Annotated in this window: 15 protein-coding genes and 1 pseudogene; 4 read left to right on the top strand and 12 right to left on the bottom strand. The window is 39.9% G+C overall.

Annotated elements, in window-relative coordinates; all coding sequences use genetic code 11:
* Window positions 1–142: 142 nt before the first annotated feature.
* Both BW721_RS11380 and BW721_RS11375 read left to right on the top strand, forming a co-directional pair.
* Window positions 143–2,827, top strand: a complete 2,685-nt coding sequence (locus BW721_RS11380) for a YhgE/Pip domain-containing protein (protein ID WP_076768570.1) — start codon at window positions 143–145, stop codon at window positions 2,825–2,827.
* Window positions 2,828–3,208: 381 nt separating this feature from the next.
* A complete protein-coding gene (locus BW721_RS11375) occupies window positions 3,209–3,523 on the top strand; it encodes a DsrE family protein (protein WP_076768569.1) in 315 nt (104 codons plus the stop codon).
* 281 nt (window positions 3,524–3,804) lie between these two features.
* Here the strand turns inward: BW721_RS11375 and tnpA are convergent.
* The 4 genes and pseudogenes from tnpA to BW721_RS11355 form a co-directional block, all read right to left on the bottom strand.
* Window positions 3,805–4,275, bottom strand: a pseudogene (gene tnpA, locus BW721_RS11370) (IS200/IS605 family transposase).
* Between the two features lie 395 nt (window positions 4,276–4,670).
* Window positions 4,671–5,270 (bottom strand): 3-isopropylmalate dehydratase small subunit, encoded by a 600-nt coding sequence (gene leuD, locus BW721_RS11365; protein ID WP_076768568.1) that lies wholly within the window; start codon window positions 5,268–5,270, stop codon window positions 4,671–4,673.
* Entirely contained in the window at window positions 5,267–6,655 is a 1,389-nt protein-coding gene (gene leuC / locus BW721_RS11360) for a 3-isopropylmalate dehydratase large subunit (RefSeq protein ID WP_076768567.1), read from the bottom strand. The genes leuD and leuC overlap by 4 nt, the downstream gene beginning before the upstream one ends.
* 41 nt (window positions 6,656–6,696) lie before the next feature.
* Complete coding sequence (locus BW721_RS11355) at window positions 6,697–7,479, bottom strand: L-threonylcarbamoyladenylate synthase (protein WP_076768566.1); 783 nt, start codon at window positions 7,477–7,479, stop codon at window positions 6,697–6,699.
* Between the two features lie 421 nt (window positions 7,480–7,900).
* Here BW721_RS11355 and BW721_RS11350 point away from each other — a divergent pair, with 421 nt between their 5' ends.
* The gene (locus BW721_RS11350) at window positions 7,901–8,749 is read left to right on the top strand and encodes a nuclease-related domain-containing protein (protein WP_076768565.1); all 849 of its coding nucleotides are present in this window, start codon (window positions 7,901–7,903) and stop codon (window positions 8,747–8,749) included.
* A 412-nt stretch (window positions 8,750–9,161) separates the two neighbouring features.
* Here BW721_RS11350 and BW721_RS11340 read toward each other — a convergent pair whose 3' ends face one another.
* The 8 genes from BW721_RS11340 to BW721_RS11310 form a co-directional block, all read right to left on the bottom strand.
* The gene (locus tag BW721_RS11340; RefSeq protein ID WP_076768721.1) at window positions 9,162–9,686 is read right to left on the bottom strand and encodes a GNAT family N-acetyltransferase; all 525 of its coding nucleotides are present in this window, start codon (window positions 9,684–9,686) and stop codon (window positions 9,162–9,164) included.
* A gap of 1 nt (window position 9,687) precedes the next feature.
* Window positions 9,688–10,716 (bottom strand): 3-deoxy-7-phosphoheptulonate synthase, encoded by a 1,029-nt coding sequence (locus BW721_RS11335; protein WP_076768563.1) that lies wholly within the window; start codon window positions 10,714–10,716, stop codon window positions 9,688–9,690.
* 87 nt (window positions 10,717–10,803) lie between these two features.
* Window positions 10,804–10,944, bottom strand: coding sequence for a hypothetical protein (locus BW721_RS11875; RefSeq protein ID WP_156892250.1), 141 nt, complete (start codon window positions 10,942–10,944; stop codon window positions 10,804–10,806).
* A gap of 772 nt (window positions 10,945–11,716) precedes the next feature.
* Window positions 11,717–12,247: a GNAT family N-acetyltransferase gene (locus tag BW721_RS11330; protein ID WP_076768562.1), complete on the bottom strand. Its 531-nt coding sequence runs from the start codon at window positions 12,245–12,247 to the stop codon at window positions 11,717–11,719.
* 9 nt (window positions 12,248–12,256) lie between these two features.
* The gene (locus tag BW721_RS11325; RefSeq protein ID WP_076768561.1) at window positions 12,257–12,706 is read right to left on the bottom strand and encodes a GNAT family N-acetyltransferase; all 450 of its coding nucleotides are present in this window, start codon (window positions 12,704–12,706) and stop codon (window positions 12,257–12,259) included.
* 56 nt (window positions 12,707–12,762) lie between these two features.
* Window positions 12,763–13,113 carry a GNAT family N-acetyltransferase gene (locus BW721_RS11320; RefSeq protein WP_076768560.1) on the bottom strand — a complete coding sequence of 117 codons (351 nt, stop codon included), beginning with the start codon at window positions 13,111–13,113 and terminating at the stop codon, window positions 12,763–12,765.
* 24 nt (window positions 13,114–13,137) lie between these two features.
* A complete protein-coding gene (locus BW721_RS11315; RefSeq protein ID WP_076768559.1) occupies window positions 13,138–13,485 on the bottom strand; it encodes a DUF6176 family protein in 348 nt (115 codons plus the stop codon).
* Between the two features lie 6 nt (window positions 13,486–13,491).
* Window positions 13,492–14,244, bottom strand: a complete 753-nt coding sequence (locus BW721_RS11310) for a DUF2087 domain-containing protein (protein ID WP_076768558.1) — start codon at window positions 14,242–14,244, stop codon at window positions 13,492–13,494.
* 384 nt (window positions 14,245–14,628) lie between these two features.
* Here BW721_RS11310 and BW721_RS11305 point away from each other — a divergent pair, with 384 nt between their 5' ends.
* Window positions 14,629–17,346 (top strand): cation-translocating P-type ATPase, encoded by a 2,718-nt coding sequence (locus BW721_RS11305; RefSeq protein ID WP_269466482.1) that lies wholly within the window; start codon window positions 14,629–14,631, stop codon window positions 17,344–17,346.
* Window position 17,347: the final 1 nt, after the last annotated feature.

The raw sequence follows: 17,347 nt of genomic DNA, 5'->3' as shown, positions 1-17,347 counted from the left end.
TATAAAATTTTGTTTCTTGCCTTCTATTCGAATACAATTTATCATGAATTAGCTGCTTTTACAAGTGTCTAAAAATGTGCTATTGAAAAATTTCACACTTGTGAAAAAACATAGCTATATTGATGAAATGAGGGGATATTTTATGATCAAAAAGGAATGGGAGTTTATTTGGAAACATAAATTTCTTTTGGTTGTACTAGGTGCCGTTGCGTTGATTCCGGCACTTTATAATTTGATTTTTTTAGGAGCATTATGGGATCCTTATGGAAGTGTTGAAAATTTGCCTGTAGCTGTTGTAAATAAGGATCAAGCGGTAGCCTTTCAAGAACAAACATTGGAGATTGGAAATGAATTGATAACCAACTTGAAAGAAAATGAGAGTTTGGATTACCATTTTGTTTCTGCTGAAGAAGCAGAAACAGGACTATCAAATGGTGATTACTATTTAATTATTACCATTCCAGAAAACTTCTCTGAGAATGCTACGACATTATTAACAGATAATCCGCAAAAAATGGTGATCGATTATCAAACTTCAGAAGGCCACAATCTAATCGCCTCTAAGATGGCAGATTCTGCTGTGACTGAATTAAAGAACCAAGTTTCTGCAGAAGTTACTGAAATGTACAGTGAAACACTTTTGAAGCAATTCGATAAAATCGGGCTAGGTATGACAGAAGCAGCAGAGGGGAGCCAAAAATTAGAAGATGGTACTGCCAAATTAACAGATGCCTCTCAAATGATTCAAGAAAATCTAGAAACATTAGCCGCTCGTTCATTGGAGTTTTCGGAAGGCAGCCAAACACTTCAAGCTGGCTTGCAAGAATACGTAACGGGTGTTGATCAAGTAAATGATGGCGCTAATCAATTAACGAGTGGGATTCGTTCACTGTCCAGTCAACTTCCAACATTAAGTTTGGGAATGGGAGATTTGAGTTCCGGTGCTCGTTCATTAACTTCAGGGATTCAACAGTATACAAATGGCGTTGATACAATCAATAGTGGTACATCACAATTAAACGATGGTCTTAGTCAAGTGGTGGAACAAACGAAATCTTTTCCAGACCAAACCAAAGAGCTAAATGATGGTGCTCAAAAATTAGCTGAAAGTTTACAAGCAGTGACTATGAGTGCAGAAGATAAAGAACAATTAACGAATTATGTTGTGGGTGTTCAGTCCTATGTTCAACAAGTCTCTCAAATTCTTACCGACTTGGATTTAAGCAGCTTAAATAACAGTGACCAAATCACCGCCTTCTTCCCAGCTATCAGCAATGATTTAGCACTCATGCAGGAAAGTATTTTTCAATTAAATGCTAATTTGGATGCGGCTAAAGATACGCTCAAAGTTAGTTACCAAGAAGATTTGGCTACGAATGCAATCGCAGTTATACAAGCTTTGACAGAAAGCGGCTTATCTTTAACAGATGAACAAAAATCTTTGGTTCTGTCAACCATGCAAAATCAGATGAGCAATACAGAAGCAGCTGCGGATCGTTTATCAATCGATACTTCAGGAATTATGTCAGCCTTAAGCAGCTCACAAGTTGATCTGCAAAATCTTGCTAATGCTTTGTCTGCTCTAGAAAATATCCCCATGGACAAAGTCAGTGAACTAAAATCCGGAGCTGACCAATTGTCTACTAGTAGTTCCGCAGCAACAACAGCTTTGACTGCTGCAGTCAATGGTTTATACAATATCCAAATGCAAGCGGCACCCGCTGCTCAAGCAATCGCTGACGGAACCAGTCAGTTAAACAATCGTATCCCTGCTTTAGTTGCTTCCTTACAACAATTGCAGGCAGGTAGCCAATCTTTGAAAGACGGGACGAGCCAACTAATGCAGAACTCTCCAACTTTAACAGAGGGTGCAACTTCCTTATCTGAAGGGCTATTAACCGTAAATGATGGTATTCCAGCATTAAATGAAGGAGTAAACGCCCTTTTGACCGGATCAAAATCATTATCAGCAGGCATCGAGGAGTTAACTGAAAACAGCGATCATCTTGTTTCGGGCACGAGTCAGCTCACTTTGGGAGCATCTCAAATCGCTCACGGCAGCACACAATTGGCAGATGGCGAAAAGCAAGTGACACATTCGTTAAGAGAAGTGAAAACGGGACTATCACAATTGAGTGAACGTTTCTCTGCAAGTTCTGAACAAATTCAGCAAATCAATACCGATAAAAAATCGGCTAAGGCTGTTTCAGAACCTATTGAAACAATGCATGAGGATAAAGCCAGAGTTGCAAATAATGGTACCTCGATGGCGCCTTATATGATGTCTGTAGCATTATTCATCGGTTCATTAACTGTCAATATGATGTATGATGCTTTCGATCCAAAGAAAAAGCCAAGTTCAGCTATCGGATGGTGGGCAAGCAAGATGTCTGTTTTAGGGATTGTTGCTATCTTGCAAGCTGCTCTTGTATTCCTTGTTTTAACAAATATTTTAGGAATGACTACCCTCCATCCCTTGAGAGTTTTCGGTTTCTTGATTTTAGAATCATTGACGTTTATGTCAATCGTAACGCTGTTCAATCTTTTATTAGAAAAAGTCGGTTCATTCGTCATGCTACTTTTCATGATCCTACAATTAGCAGGTTCAGGAGGAACTTATCCAATTGTTTTATCAAATAACTTCTTCCAAAGTATTTACCGGTTCTTACCAATGACCTATGCAATTGATGCCTTGAGACAATCTATTTCCATTGGAGGTACAATAAGAGCAGATGTTTTTTTATTTGTAGCATTATTACTAATAAGTAATATCTGCATGATTCTCTTCTTTACTCACAAAAAGAAACAGCATTTAGAAACAATTTAATTTAAGACGTTTTAAAATTCAGAAAGGTTTCTTTGATGGAATGATACGGTAAAAATACCTTATCATTCCATCTTTTTTACTTTTTGTTATTTATCGCTTCTACTATAGTAAAACAAAAAAATTCTAAACCTTATTCTGAATCTCTCCTCCGCTGATTACAGAAGCAACCCCTTTAATGAACTCATGGCAAAAATAAAAAAGGATCTTTCCACAGGAGTCTCACCATACCTAATTTTTGTTAGTAGGATTATTGTTCGATTCTCATATATACATATTGAAAAAAAGAAAAGAAGGTTCAAAAAATTTAGAAACTTACATTCTTGGATTTGTTGAAGCAGCCTTTCGAAAAAGGTAGAAAAGAATTAAAAAGAAGGTGTTATTATGAAAGTTGTCTTTCATATCGATGAATTAAAGAAATGGGAAGAAACTACAAAAAACGTCAAAAACCTGGTAAAAATCGCTCCAGAAATAGACACTGTCATTTTAGTCAACGGAATCGCAATCAATGGATTTCTAGAAGAGAAACATCTCTCCTTTATTAAAATGTCTGGAGTTCACTTTCATGCTTGCAATAATGCTCTCCATGCTAACAATATAACGAAGGAACAGCTTCCAGAAAATGTCGTTATCGTTCCAGCAGGTGTACTTGATCTCATTGAGCTTCAAAGTGCGGGTTACGCCTACATCAAACCATAATAATCAAGGGACTGGGAAATAACTCCAGTCCCTTTTTTATATACGAATAATTGTTGCGCAAACGTGCTCAAAAAGGCAGCCCCGACATGCGTTTCCCGAATAATACTCGGATGGTCTACGACCACCCTGCGTTTTTTCGGTCCAACGATTCGGGGCTAAACGCCTTTTTTCCCACTCTCTTGCTCTTCGGCTGAAAGCCTCTATTGCCGGCCTGGGCCTGAAAGGCCTACTGAAAAGTCTCCCTCCTGCACCACATTCACGCGCTGATTCTAAAGAATCTCTTATTTTTTCTTATTCTTTTCTCCGGTGAATGGATCAAACTCTTCAAAAAGCGTCAATTGATCACTCATATAATCATCTTTCAGCTGATTTCGAATATACGCTTGAATCTGTTCTTTATTCCGGCCCACGGTGTCCACAAAGTATCCACGGCACCAGAACTTCCGATTACCATACCGATATTTCAAATTGGCGTGCCGATCGACTATCATTAAGCTACTCTTACCTTTCAAATAACCCATGAATTGGGAAACACTCAGCTTAGGCAGGATACTAACCAACAGGTGGATATTATCCCGACAAGCATTTGCTTCATGGATTTCGACACCTTTTCGCTCGCAAAGTTCGCGAATAATCTGACCGATGCTTTAGAGGTACTTTTCATAAATGATTTGTCTTCTATATTTTGGGGCAAAAACAATATGATACTTACATCTCCATTTGCTGTGTGCTAAACTATTCTTGTCCTGCATGGGACGACCTCCTTTTATTGTGAATGTGCCGGTCGGGAAACCAGCCATATTCTAGCATAAAAGGAGGTTTTTTTGCCCCACGCTGGAAGCTCTTTGGAACCCCCGGCGTAGCCAGGGGTTTTCGAAAAACACAAATAAGAAAAGCGGACAAGTCCGCCTTGGCCTATGAAAAAATAGGAAATTTGACCCTGAATTGTCAGGAGACTTCACGCTTCAGCGGGTTAGTCGAATGATATGCGTTAGCGAGCAGCGAAGCGCGCAATGGGGCAAATTTATCTTTTTTCACTAGGTCAGGACTTGGGAGCTAGACATTGATGGCTGAACTTATAATCCCCTAGTCTGCCAGAAAAAAATACAGAACCCCCTAGTATAATTAGAGAGGTTCTGCATTCCTTTTACTTAAAGGCAAAAAAATCATTCCATTTTTCTTCATATGCGGTTATCAATTCTTCGTAAGTCATTGTTTCGGTGATATCATCAATGCCGCCTAGTAATTTGTGGCGCCATTCTTCTTCTATTGTAAAAGGATATTCCTTATAAGGAGAGCTCACAATTTGTTTTTCTAAATCTACCGTCACTGTCTCCTCGCTTGTTAACGAGGAAAGTTCTTGGCGGTCTTCCAACGGTAAAGTAAGTGCAAGCAAACCGTTTTTCAAACTATTCATATAAAAAATATCACTAAAACCGCCGGCAATGACAGTTCTAAAGCCGTAATCATTCAATGCCCAAACAGCATGTTCTCTTGAAGACCCGCCAGCGAAGTTATCTCCTGTAATTAAGATGGATGCTTCTTTTCGATCTGGATGATTCAAGATGAAGTCAGGATTATCAACTCTTGGATTTTTCGATAAATAACGCCAGTTATCAAAAAGAAATTCGCCGTAACCTGTTTTTTCAATACGATTCAAATAGGCACTCGGTAAAATTTGGTCAGTATTAATATTATCTTCCATAATCGCCACCGATTTACCGGTATGAACGGTAAAAGCTCTCATAGTGCTGGCACCTCCCTATCGTCTAGCCGCGTATCATAAAAGTATCCTTTAACAGCTGCTAAAACAGCCATAGCAGGACTACATAAATGTGTGCGCGCATCCTTGCCTTGTCGGCCTTCAAAGTTACGGTTGGTTGTGGAAGCACAATGTGTTTTTGGTGGTACGCGGTCCGCATTCATAGAAATACAAGCTGAACATCCCGGCTCTCGCCACTCAAAGCCTGCGTCAATGAATTGCTGAGCAATTCCCATTTTTTCAGCGGCACGTTTAACAGGCCGACTACCGGGAACAACCCAAGCTGAAATATGATCAGCTACTTTACGACCTTTAATATACTTCGCACCCTCAATCAAATCTTCTAAACGTGCATTGGTGCATGAACCTATGAAAATATACTGTAGCGGAATATCTGTCGCTATCATGCCCGGCTTCAACTCCATATACTGGTAGGCACGCTCATCATTATGGTCACTAATCTCTGGAAATGCTTTTCCAAACGGTAGACCCATAGCTGGCGTTGTTCCCCATGTCACATAAGGGGCCAATTCGGATACATTGATTTCTAAAACATAGTCAAAGGCAGCATCCGGATCTGAATACAGTGTCTCCCAATATGCGACGGCACGGTCAAAGTCTTTCGGCGCCTTAGGTCTTCCTTTTAAATAATCAAAGGTTTTTTGGTCTGGTGCGACCATGCCATATTTAGCTCCAAATTCGATCGCCATGTTACACATGGTCATTCGTGCTTCCATCGATAGACTACTAACCGTGTCTCCATAAAATTCGATCGCATAGCCGGTCGCAAAATCAGTTCCATAAGAGTGAATCAAATGCAGCATAATATCTTTTGCATAAACACCATTCTGTAGTTGCCCGGTAATTTTGATGCCCATATTTTTTGGTTTCTTTTGCCAAAGTGTTTGTGTCGCAAAAACGTGCTCCACTTCTGAGGAGCCAATCCCGAATGAGATGGCTCCAAAAGCACCGTGCGTGGCGGTATGGGAATCGCCGCAGACCACTGTTTTACCAGGTTGCGTGGCACCTTGCTCCGGTCCAATCATATGAACAATCCCTTGCCCTTCACTCCCATGATCCATCAGCTCGATACCAAACTCGTGGCAGTTTCTTTGCAAGGTTTCGATTTGTTTTCTTGAAATGGCATCTTTAATAGTAAAAATATTTTTAGTGGGGACGTTATGATCAATAGTCGCAATGGTTTTGTCGGGAGCTCTTAATTTCCTACCTTCTAAACGTAGACTCTCAAACCCTTGAGGCGTAGTAACTTCATGAATCATATGCAAGTCAATATATAACAGCTGGGCATTGCCTTCTTCTCCCGTTAACACATGTTGCTGCCAGACTTTGTCAAATAGTGTTTGCTTCATTAATGATTCCTCCCTACTTTCCTTTTTAATGTAATTGGGCTTTAGTAGTATTCACCGTGGCGGTAATCCCATGAGTTATAACCATCAGACAAGTGCATCATAATACGTTCAACATCCAACCCTTTACGGATTAAAACAGGCGCTGGTGTAACAGAACGTTGGTCACCTTGGTCAGGCACAAGCTTTCCTTCTTTATCAACGAAAGAAATCATCACACCTTGTTCGTAGCGTGTTTCAACTGTTTTTTCTGGTTGAATCGAACGCACATAGTCGTCGCCTTCAATAATTAAATCTGCTTCATTTTCAATACGTTCACCAATTCCTGCAACCACACCACGGTTTCCTTTTCCAGAAGGATTAGCAGAACTAGCAAAGAACATGCCGTTTCCGTCACTCCAACGCGCTGCGGCAATTTGTTCACCAGGAACGCCAAATTTAATAACAAAACAGCTTGTGCCGCGAACGTCTGTCATTAATTCAGACGAACCATCATTTGGAATATACTGTTTACCAGATTCTTTCCAAGGTAAAATGCAGCCTAGTAGCACATCTTCTTGCCAACATTTTTCATAGAATTCGCGAATAGCAGGAGTCATTTCAGCTAAAGCATCCAATTGTTCAAGTGATCCAATGAGAACAACGCCCGGTTTGTTACGCTTACGGTTTTTAGCTGAGAATTTTCGCTCTAGCCCCGCTCGATCTGTCGTACCAATGATATACCCTACTTTTGTGGGACATACGATTGTTTTTCCGCCTGTTTTTAATAGTTCAATTGCCTCAGTTTGTGGTGTGCCGTTCCATTTTACATATTTGTCTGCTGTCATCGTTGTTATTCCTCTCTATCTGTAGTGTGATTGCTATACAAAAATAACCCCCGACCTGTTGCTAAGTCGGGGGTTTATAGTTGCATAGAACGAAAGAACTGATACATGTCCTAGATTCTTATCCATTGCCCGCTTAGATGTCATTTTTGAAAAAAATAATCTTTACAGCAAGCATGGTCATTAAGCTCCTTATAAAGACTAATTCTACAAGTCTAATAACGCGCTTAATAATAAAATATCCAAGATGTTGATTGATTTAACCGAATCCATGTATCTATTCTCTCCTTCCCTTTTATTAATATAAGATTATATTAATGAAAATACTCTCACTTGTCAATGTTATTTTTAATTTAATTTTAATATTCTGGGAATAAAACGGAATAGTGATGGTTTTGCGTATTTTATTATAGGAGGTGTTGAAATGCTAGAAAAATCAGATTATTTAACTAGTTATGATTATTTAAACAAACGATTGACAGAAAATGACCCACATTACCTACGCCAAAAAGATGGCTATGACGGTGAGGCCTATCTCTTCGCTCAGCTTAAACGTTGCTCGTTTCCTATGCTAGTCTGCCATGATTTACTTTTATCACGTGGCGTCACGACTCAGTTGGATTTTGTCATTATTTTATCTGATCGTATTTTATTATTGGATGTCAAACATTACAAAGGCAGTTACACTTACCAAGACGGCGAATTTTACGACCGAAAAAAAGAGAAGTTAGGGTCAAACCCACTCATTCAACTCCACCGAGCGAGTAATGTGCTGGAGGCTATTCTGAAAGATGGCGGCATCAACATGCCGATTGAACGGAAATTAATTTTTACCCACGAGCAATTTTGCTTGTATGGCAATCAATCCGATTTACCTATTGTGTTGCTGTCGCAACTCGTCAACTATTTCAATTATCTGGAGAAGGTCTCAGGGCCTTTGACTGACTATCATCATCGGATTGGCAGCTATTTAGAAAATATAAAATTAAAGCGTAATCCTTATGAAAAACTGCCAAAATACTCTTTTGAATCTTTGAATAAGGGGATATTCTGCTTAGACTGCGACAAGACCTATACCATCAGTCGCCATCGAAATTTAGTTTGTGACAAGTGTGGCTGCCGAGAAAGCAAGTCTGTAGCGGTAAGCAGGATGATTGCAGAATTTGAACTACTTTTTCCAGATGTCAAACCTAGCCCAAAGTTGCTAAAAGAGTGGTGCGGCGATTTAGTGAGTATTGAACTTGTCGGAATTGTTTTAAGAAGATGTAGATGACTGTAAAAAATTTTAGGACTAGTTTTAGGCTGTTTTATAAGAAAATCAAGAGGTTCAATGTTAGTTTAGCTGCTGAACCTCTGGATTATGAGGAAATTAAGAGGTTCAAAGCTTGGTTAGCCACTGAACCTCTGGATTATGAGGAAATTAAGAGGTTCAAAGCTTATTTAGTCGCTGAACCTCTGGATTCTTAGAAAATTAAGAGGTTCGAATCTTATTTAGCCACTGAACCTCTGGATTATGAGGAAATTAAGAGGTTCAAAGCTTATTTAGTCGCTGAACCTCTGGATTATGAGGAAATTAAGAGGTTCAAGGCAATTCGTACGCTGAACCTCTCTTTTTTGGCTGGCGCAAGCGTAGTCGAGGCACTCACCTTGTTTATTTTAAAAAAAAACAAAAATAGCTGCTCCCATTAGGAAACAGCTATCCAATAGCGTTGAGTGATGCGATTGTTTTCTTGGCGTTCATCTTCTAGCTGGCCACCATTGTGTTGAATGACTTTGGCAGAGGCGATATTGTCTTTGTCACAGGTCAAAAGGACACGGTCAATGCCCCTCGCACGGTAATGGTCTAGTGCCAGATGAAGTAACTGGCTAGCATAGCCTTTACGGCGCTCTGACGGTTTAACGCTGTAGCCAATATGGCCGCCAAACGCTAATAGATAATCATTTAATTCGTAACGGTTATTGACCATTCCAATAATGGCGTCGTCTTCTCTTCGAACAACTAAAAAGGTATCAGATAACACTCTGTCAGCTGGCACGGTTTCCTTTTTCTGAAACAGTTCAATCTGAACGAACCAATCATCGTAATTGTCATAATCAGCTAAGCCAGATGTGCCATCCATGGAGTCGTTTGAATCAATAAAAGATTGTCGATAAGCCATGACCTTGTCGCCGTCTGCTCGTGTTGGAAAACGCAAATATAATTCTGCCATATTAAACATGGTCCGCAATATATCTGACTAGTGCTTCTGATTTTTCCCAGCCTAAACATGGGTCAGTAATCGACTGGCCAAATACGCTCCCGCCCGGTTCTTGACGGCCGTCTTCCAAATAACTTTCAATCATAAAGCCACGAACATATTCCTTAATGTCTTCGTTCCAGTCCCGGTTGGTTAGAACTTCTTGAACGATACGAATTTGCTCGTTGTAGTTTTTACCTGAATTATCATGGTTCGTATCAATCATAATAAACGGATTTTTAAAGTTTCCTTTTTGGTAAGCCTTAATTGTTTTCAACAAGTCATCGTAATGGTAATTAGGTACAAATTCCCCAGCATCGGTTAAGCCACCACGTAAAATAACATGGGCCAAGGGGTTAGAGCTCGTTTCTACTTCTGCACCGTTGTACATTAATTCTTGTTTTTGTTGAGCTGCATAAACAGCATTGAACATCACATTGATATTGCCGCTTGTTGGATTTTTCAAACCGGTTGGATGGTCAATCCCACTTGCGACAAAACGGTGCTGTTGGTTTTCAACAGAACGCGCCCCTACTGCATGATAGCTCACTAAATCTTCTACAAATTGTAGATTATCTGGGTAAAGCATTTCATCTGCTGTTGTCAGACCCGTTTCAGTAAGCACTCGTTTGTGCATTTTACGAACAGCTACCATACCACGAACTAAGTTAATTTCGCCTGCAGGATCTTGTTGGTGCAATAAACCTTTGTAGCCATCGCCATTTGTTCGTGGCTTATTAGTATAAACGCGTTGAACGATAAAAACTTTATCTTTTACTTCATCCTGTAATTTAGATAAACGTCTCGCATACTCCAAGACTGCGTCTTCATTGTCTGCGGAACAAGGTCCCATGACTAATAAAAAGCGCTTGTCTCTACCTTCAATAATCGCGCGTAATTCTTCATCTCGGGCTGCTTTTTTAGCAGCTTCTTTTTCTGTTAATTTTGAAATTGATTTGACTGATTCCATATTAATATGTTTACTCAAAGCCGTGAAACTCATTCCATAACCTCCCATGAGAAATTCTTTCATCTATCTTAACAGATTTTAATCTTAAAAGGGGAAGTTTCTTGTGAATTATTAATATTTCTATAATTGATGGTGCCCTGACTCGATTTCTAGCACTTGATCGTCAATTTTCACCCAGATTGTTCTTTCATTTGGGTTGTATACACGACTCCCATCCGCTGAATAAACTAAGCGTTTAGCATCTTCTAAATAACGTTTCATTTCAATACTATTCACAAAAAAGAGAAAAAAATTAGGCGCTTGCACAAAAGTAATGCAGTGACGATTTGGATATGTTGTGTGCCATCGCAATAGGATGATTACTGGATGGTTTTGGAGAAATTCAGAGGTTCAAGTGAGTTTTCGTGGTTGAACCTCTATTTTTGGGATAATTAAAGAGGTTCAAACTACTTTTCGATGCTTAACCTCTGGATTTTTTATAAATTAAGAGGTTCAAGCCACTTTCGAGCACTGAACCTCTGGATTCTTTGTAAATTAAGAGGTTCAAGTACATTTCTGCACCTGAACCTCTGAATTCCTTTTAAATAAAGAGGTTCAAACTACTTTTGAGCGTTGAACCTCTGAATTCCTTTTAAATAAAGAGGTTCAAACTACTTTTGAGCGTTGAACCTCTGGATTTTTTATAAATAAAGAGGTTCAAACTACTTTTGAGCGCTGAACCTCTGGATTTTTTATAAATAAAGAGGTTCAAACTACTTTCAAGCGCTGAACCTCTGGATTTTTTGTAAATAAAGAGGTTCAAAGTACTTTTGAGCGCTGAACCTCTGAATTCCTTTTAAATAAAGAGGTTCAAACTACTTTTGAGCGCTGAACCTCTGGATTTTTTATAAATAAAGAGGTTCAAACTACTTTTGAGCGCTGAACCTCTGAATTCCTTTTAAATAAAGAGGTTCAAGCTACTTTCAAGCACTGAACCTCTGGATTTTTTGTAAATAAAGAGGTTCAAGTACATTTCTGCAGCTGAACCTCTTTATTATTGTTGCCATTCTTCTCTTAGGATACCCATTCGAATCGAGTCATAATATTCGCCTTCATAGAATCGGACTTTTCGAATACGCGCTTCCATCTGCATCCCTAACTTTTCAGCAGCACGTATCATGCGCGCATTTCCTGACCAAGTCGTCAAGCCAACACGAGCAACCTCAACCGATTGAAAAACATGATCCATCCACATTTTCAAAGCACGCGTTCCTATTCCTTTGCCCCAATTTTGGCCTTCATGAATAACAATCCCCAACTCGAGCCAATGCTTTTGTTGATCCTCAAAGTAATAGGTCACTACTCCGATTAATTCATCATTCAGACAGATTCCCCAAATATCTTTTTCATTGATCCAATTCGTTGCTTTTGTTAAAAAGACATCGTAAGCAACTGCTTTATGTGGAAAATAGGGCGCATCCCATTTTTTCCATTCGGGTGCCTCTTCCTTATACATTAATTCCCATAAGCGCTTCAAATCTTTATCTTCAATTGGACGAATCGTCACTTCTTTATCTGTGTACATTGGTTTCCTCTATTCTAATTTCGTATATTTAAAAATCAATTCGCCGTTCGGATCTTTTTCGTTGATATAGCTAAAGCCAATACTTTTATATAAATGGTGGGCAGCGTGATTGGTTTCGATGATACTCAAATAGATGGTATGAACATCATAGAGCTTGCTAACGCGGTCAATTAGCGCTAGCATAGCGCCTCGCCCAATTCCCTTACCCTGATAAGCCTGATCGATTATTATTCGGTCAATCCATGTGTCCCGTTTAGGGCCAAACGACCCATACATCGCAAAACCAACAAGCCTATCATCAAAGTAAATCGCTACAGTTTGCCACTCTTCTACTTCTTCTGCCTCTTTAAGGCAATCTGCTACTGATTCAATAAACTCTTCTTGCTCTTTTTTGATACGAAGTGATTTGACTGCTTCTTCGTTCGTTTGATCAATAGGCTGAAATAGAATCGATGACATAGCCAACCCCTCCTTTATTTAACAATGGCGCAAACATGAACATCCCAGTGTTGACCTTATATTTTCAAACCTTTTTGATGCGTGCCTTCATAGGTCATACCAGCCTTTTCCATAACTCGTCTCGATCCAATGTTTTTAGTCAAACATTTGGCTTGAATACGAACTAAATCCATCTGTTGAAAGCCAAAACGAATCACTTCTTTTGCAGCCTCAGTCATCAAGCCTTTTCCCCAATAGGGTTGTGAATCAGCCAGTGTTTGATGAGTCGGCCAAGTGGTGCATTGAGACACTTGATCGTTGGAGCCGTATTCATAAATGTCTGAAACATCTTCTTTTTTTAACTTTCGAAGAATGAGCCGGTCTGTTTCAAGTTGTGGTAAATCGCTGTAGATCGCTTTGATGTCCATGTTTGCTCCCTCTTTATATTAGGTTTATTTTACCATAGCTGTCTGAATGTGGTGGGGAATCATGACAACTTCTGTCGATAAATCGACGGGTCTAAAGGTTTTATCGATACAGGCTTCCCAATATTCGAGATGCTTCTTGTCAATCCAATGGTCTGATTCTTCCACTTCCAGACCACCTTCGCCTTGAACAGAGTACCAATAGAGATACTCCTGACCGTCTAACACCTCTCTAAAGATTGTTTCCACATACATTTTTTCATTTTCGAGCGTTACTAAGACGTCCGCCATATGTTCATTTAAAAATGCCAGCCACTCATCCACCATAGCGGTTTGACCACTCTTTACTCTAAAACGTGTCAATTCAATATTCATCCTCGCCTACCCCTTTACCCAGTATTCGGTACAATCCTGATTCCGATCCATAAAGCCGTATTGAATCAAATAACGTCGAATAGTCGCAAAATCAGGATAGATGTCTTTCACAATTGTATTCACTTCTTTTTCCGTGTAACGCTTATCCTTATCAAAAAAAGTGATTATGTGTTGCAGAACAATCAGCTTGCGTTTTTCTTTGCTTGGAAAAACAGTCAACTTGTTATCTTTGAAAAAAGTTGCCAGGATTTTTTCCCGTTCTGTTTCGGTTGTGATATAACGGTCGTCCACCATCTTAGCCCCCTTATGGAAATGAACCAAACGTTCCTCTGTTTGTTTCTTTTCCTTATCATTTAATAAGCTCATCAAACTTAAAAATACCTTTGCTTGTTTTTCTTTTTCCCTCAATTTAAAACGATGGTTTCGAACGGTAGAGCTGCTTCCTAAATCCATTTTCTCTACAATCTCTTTGTCAGCCATGCCCACTTTGAAATAACACATCAGCTCTTTTTGATGGTCCGATAAGCCAGTGTATTTTTTGTCTAGTTTTAATAAGTAATCAAAGACCGAGTCATGTTGCATATGAAGATGAAGCTGGACAACTTTACTTGCTTCATAAAATTGCTCATCGACTTGATAAATAATACCATCCATAAACGCCTCGCCACATAGCAAACACGTATAGCAGTCATCTACCTTTTTATAACCATTAGATATTTCCTCAATTGATGATTCCCAAAACAACTCATTTACATCCATTTTTAAACACTTCCTTATAACGTCTATTATTTTACAAACATTATATACTTTCGTTTACTTTTTAACAATAGATATTTTTCACTAAATCTTTTTCTTGCATTTTTTTAAATGCTATAGTATATTATGTAAGAACTTAATCAGTAGCCCGTATAAGGGAGTAACTAGCGGCTTCGGCTGTGGCAAGTGTCAACAATAAGTTGATCCACGATCATCTGTGCTTGCCTTAATTAGTGAGACTTATGCCCATTTATCCTAAGAGGATAGATTGGTGCATGAGTCTCTTTTTTTCTCCCTTTTTAGCTACCCGGAGGTGTCTACGGTGTAACCGAACGACTGAATGAATCAAACTGACAAAAAACTAAAAATAGAAAAGGACTTTGATAAATGAAAAAACAACACATTCATCCACAGATTAATACATTAAACCAACAAACACCTAACCAACCGTCGCCCGAGAAAGATTACCACTTGCCAAGTTACCAGAAATCCTTGAGCCACCTATTATCGGAACTGCAAACATCTGAAAATGGCCTATCTTCTGACGAAGCAAAAAAACGCCTATCTACTCATGGCTACAATGAGTTGGCGTCTCAGGAAAAAGCGTCTCTTTTTAAATTATTTATGGATACCTTTAAAGATGCGATGGTGATTGTCCTATTAGTCGTTGCAACTATTCAAATGGTTATGGGCCATCCGCTCGAGTCACTCATTATTTTTGCGGTGTTGCTATTGAACGCTATCGTCAGCGTCGTTCAGACCCGTAAAGCAGAAAGCTCGCTGGATGCTTTAAAAAGGTTGTCCATTCCTGAAGCAAAAGTTATGCGTGATGGTAAAAAAATAACCGTGCCGACTCGTGAATTAGTCACGGGCGACATGGTGATATTAGATGCGGGTGACTACATTCCAGCAGACGGCCGCCTAGTGGTAGAAAGCTCTCTAAAAGTAGACGAAGGAATGCTAACTGGTGAATCAGAGCCTGTTGAGAAAGACGTCATTGATATTACAGGAGTTGTTCCCGTTGGTGATCGCTTAAATATGGTCCACAGTGGCTCACTGGTTGTTTACGGTCGTGCTAATTATATCGTTACCGAAACAGCAAACGATACCGAGATTGGACAAGTTGCAACCTTACTTTCTAATGCCGATGAACAAGAAACACCGCTACAGCGAAACTTAAATCACTTTAGCAAACGACTTGGTCTAGGGATTTTACTCTTATCGCTTGTCATTTTAGCGATTCAACTTGCTCGTATTTTTATCGACGGCTCACAAGATGCAGGCATGGCCCTGCTTAACGCCTTCATGTTCGCAGTTGCAGTTGCTGTAGCAGCTATTCCCGAAGCTTTGCAGTCGATCGTCACTATTGTTCTCTCAATCGGTACGAAAACGATGGCCAAGAAAAATGCCGTTATTCGTAAATTACCTGCCGTAGAAACATTAGGCTCAACGAGCATTATTGCAACTGATAAAACCGGAACACTGACGCAAAATAAAATGACGGTTGTTGATACGTATTTAGCAAATGGTCAAACAGGCTCGTTCAGTAGTCAACCAGAAAGCTGGAGCATGGATGAGAGGCGCTTAATGGACATTGCCGTTCTCGCAAATGATGCGACGATTAGTGCTGATGGCAATGAATTAGGTGATCCAACTGAGGTCGCTATGGTTGCCTTTAGTCAAAAATTAAATCAGTCAGCCGCTGACTTGCGTGATAAGGCACCGCGTGAAGCAGAATTACCCTTTGATTCAGAAAGAAAACTCATGTCTACCCGCCATACAATAAACGGCGAACGTGTCTTACTTACAAAAGGCGGTCCCGATGTTATTTTCAACCGTAGTCAATCTGTCTTAGTGAATGGCGAAGTTCTGCCACTTACGCCTGAACGCTTGGCAACCATTCAAGAACAAAATGAAGCCTTTGCCAAACGTGCCCTTCGTGTTCTGGCTATGGCTTATAAACCTCTATCGCATGACGGTGATTTGTCCTTTGACGATGAAAATGAGTTAATTTTTGTTGGTTTACTTGCCATGATTGATCCGCCTCGTGAAGAAGTGTTTGCTGCCGTTGAAGCAGCTAAAGGCGCAGGTATTAAAACGGTTATGATTACAGGTGATCATAAAACGACAGCGCAAGCGATTGCTAAGGACATTGGTATCGCTGAAGCAGATGATTTAGCTTTAACCGGAAATGAACTGGATCATTTAAGCGACCACGAACTCGATTCTATTTTGGAAAAAGTATCGGTTTATGCGCGTGTATCGCCCGAAAATAAAATCCGTATCGTACGGGCATGGCAACGAAAAGGTCATGTTTCAGCTATGACTGGCGACGGCGTCAACGATGCCCCTGCTTTGAAACAAGCCGACATCGGGATTGCGATGGGAAGTGGGACTGACGTAGCCAAAGATGCCGCAGCTATGGTCCTAACCGATGATAATTTCGTCTCTATTATTAAAGCAGTTGAAGTTGGTCGAAATGTCTTTGCCAATATTAAAAAAGCTGTTGCCTATTTATTCGCAGGTAACCTAGGTGCGATTATTGCGATTATTTTCGCCTTAATCATGGATTGGGCTAACCCTTTTACCGCCATCCAGCTCCTTTTTATCAACTTAGTGAACGACTCCTTCCCTGCTATTGCTCTGGGAATGGAAAAAGGTGAACCAGACGTGATGTCACGCAAGCCACGTAATCCTAAAGAAGGCATTTTTTCTGGGGATACATTGGTTTCAGTCATTTACCGCGGGAGCTTGATTGCAGTGGCTGTTATCATTTCCCAGTTTATCGGCCTGCAACAATCGCCACAACTAAGTGTCGCAATGGCCTTTACAACTTTGATTCTATCTCGTACCTTGCAAAGTTTTCCAGCTCGTTCGAATTCACAAACCGCTGTTCAAGCAGGCTTCTTCTCTAATAAAGCCATTCTAGCAGCCGTTGGATTATCGATTTCTCTTTACGGATTGACTCTACTCCCTGCTATTCGTAGCATTTTCTCTATCCCTGCAGTGTTTGGTTGGACCTCATTCAGCATTGCAGCTGGCCTAGCCGTTGTTGCCGTTGTCTTAATGGAAGCAACCAAAATGGTGATTCAAAAGAAAAAATAAC

Source organism: Jeotgalibaca sp. PTS2502, from assembly GCF_001975685.1.
In the GTDB taxonomy this organism is placed as follows: Bacteria; Bacillota; Bacilli; order Lactobacillales; family Aerococcaceae; genus Jeotgalibaca; species Jeotgalibaca arthritidis.
This window is presented reverse-complemented; position numbering and strand designations above follow the sequence as displayed.

What these genes read in the sequence shown, in the direction of transcription:
- leuD (WP_076768568.1), bottom strand. Translation starts at nt 5,270, where the DNA reads ATGAGAGCTTTTACCGTTCATACCGGTAAATCGGTGGCGATTATGGAA.
- BW721_RS11350 (WP_076768565.1), top strand. Translation starts at nt 7,901, where the DNA reads ATGCTAGAAAAATCAGATTATTTAACTAGTTATGATTATTTAAACAAA.
- BW721_RS11325 (WP_076768561.1), bottom strand. Translation starts at nt 12,706, where the DNA reads ATGTCATCGATTCTATTTCAGCCTATTGATCAAACGAACGAAGAAGCA.
- BW721_RS11875 (WP_156892250.1), bottom strand. Translation starts at nt 10,944, where the DNA reads ATGAAACGTTATTTAGAAGATGCTAAACGCTTAGTTTATTCAGCGGAT.
- BW721_RS11340 (WP_076768721.1), bottom strand. Translation starts at nt 9,686, where the DNA reads ATGGCAGAATTATATTTGCGTTTTCCAACACGAGCAGACGGCGACAAG.
- BW721_RS11315 (WP_076768559.1), bottom strand. Translation starts at nt 13,485, where the DNA reads ATGAATATTGAATTGACACGTTTTAGAGTAAAGAGTGGTCAAACCGCT.
- BW721_RS11305 (WP_269466482.1), top strand. Translation starts at nt 14,629, where the DNA reads ATGAAAAAACAACACATTCATCCACAGATTAATACATTAAACCAACAA.
- BW721_RS11335 (WP_076768563.1), bottom strand. Translation starts at nt 10,716, where the DNA reads ATGAGTTTCACGGCTTTGAGTAAACATATTAATATGGAATCAGTCAAA.
- BW721_RS11330 (WP_076768562.1), bottom strand. Translation starts at nt 12,247, where the DNA reads ATGTACACAGATAAAGAAGTGACGATTCGTCCAATTGAAGATAAAGAT.
- leuC (WP_076768567.1), bottom strand. Translation starts at nt 6,655, where the DNA reads ATGAAGCAAACACTATTTGACAAAGTCTGGCAGCAACATGTGTTAACG.
- BW721_RS11310 (WP_076768558.1), bottom strand. Translation starts at nt 14,244, where the DNA reads ATGGATGTAAATGAGTTGTTTTGGGAATCATCAATTGAGGAAATATCT.
- BW721_RS11380 (WP_076768570.1), top strand. Translation starts at nt 143, where the DNA reads ATGATCAAAAAGGAATGGGAGTTTATTTGGAAACATAAATTTCTTTTG.
- BW721_RS11375 (WP_076768569.1), top strand. Translation starts at nt 3,209, where the DNA reads ATGAAAGTTGTCTTTCATATCGATGAATTAAAGAAATGGGAAGAAACT.
- BW721_RS11355 (WP_076768566.1), bottom strand. Translation starts at nt 7,479, where the DNA reads ATGACAGCAGACAAATATGTAAAATGGAACGGCACACCACAAACTGAG.
- BW721_RS11320 (WP_076768560.1), bottom strand. Translation starts at nt 13,113, where the DNA reads ATGGACATCAAAGCGATCTACAGCGATTTACCACAACTTGAAACAGAC.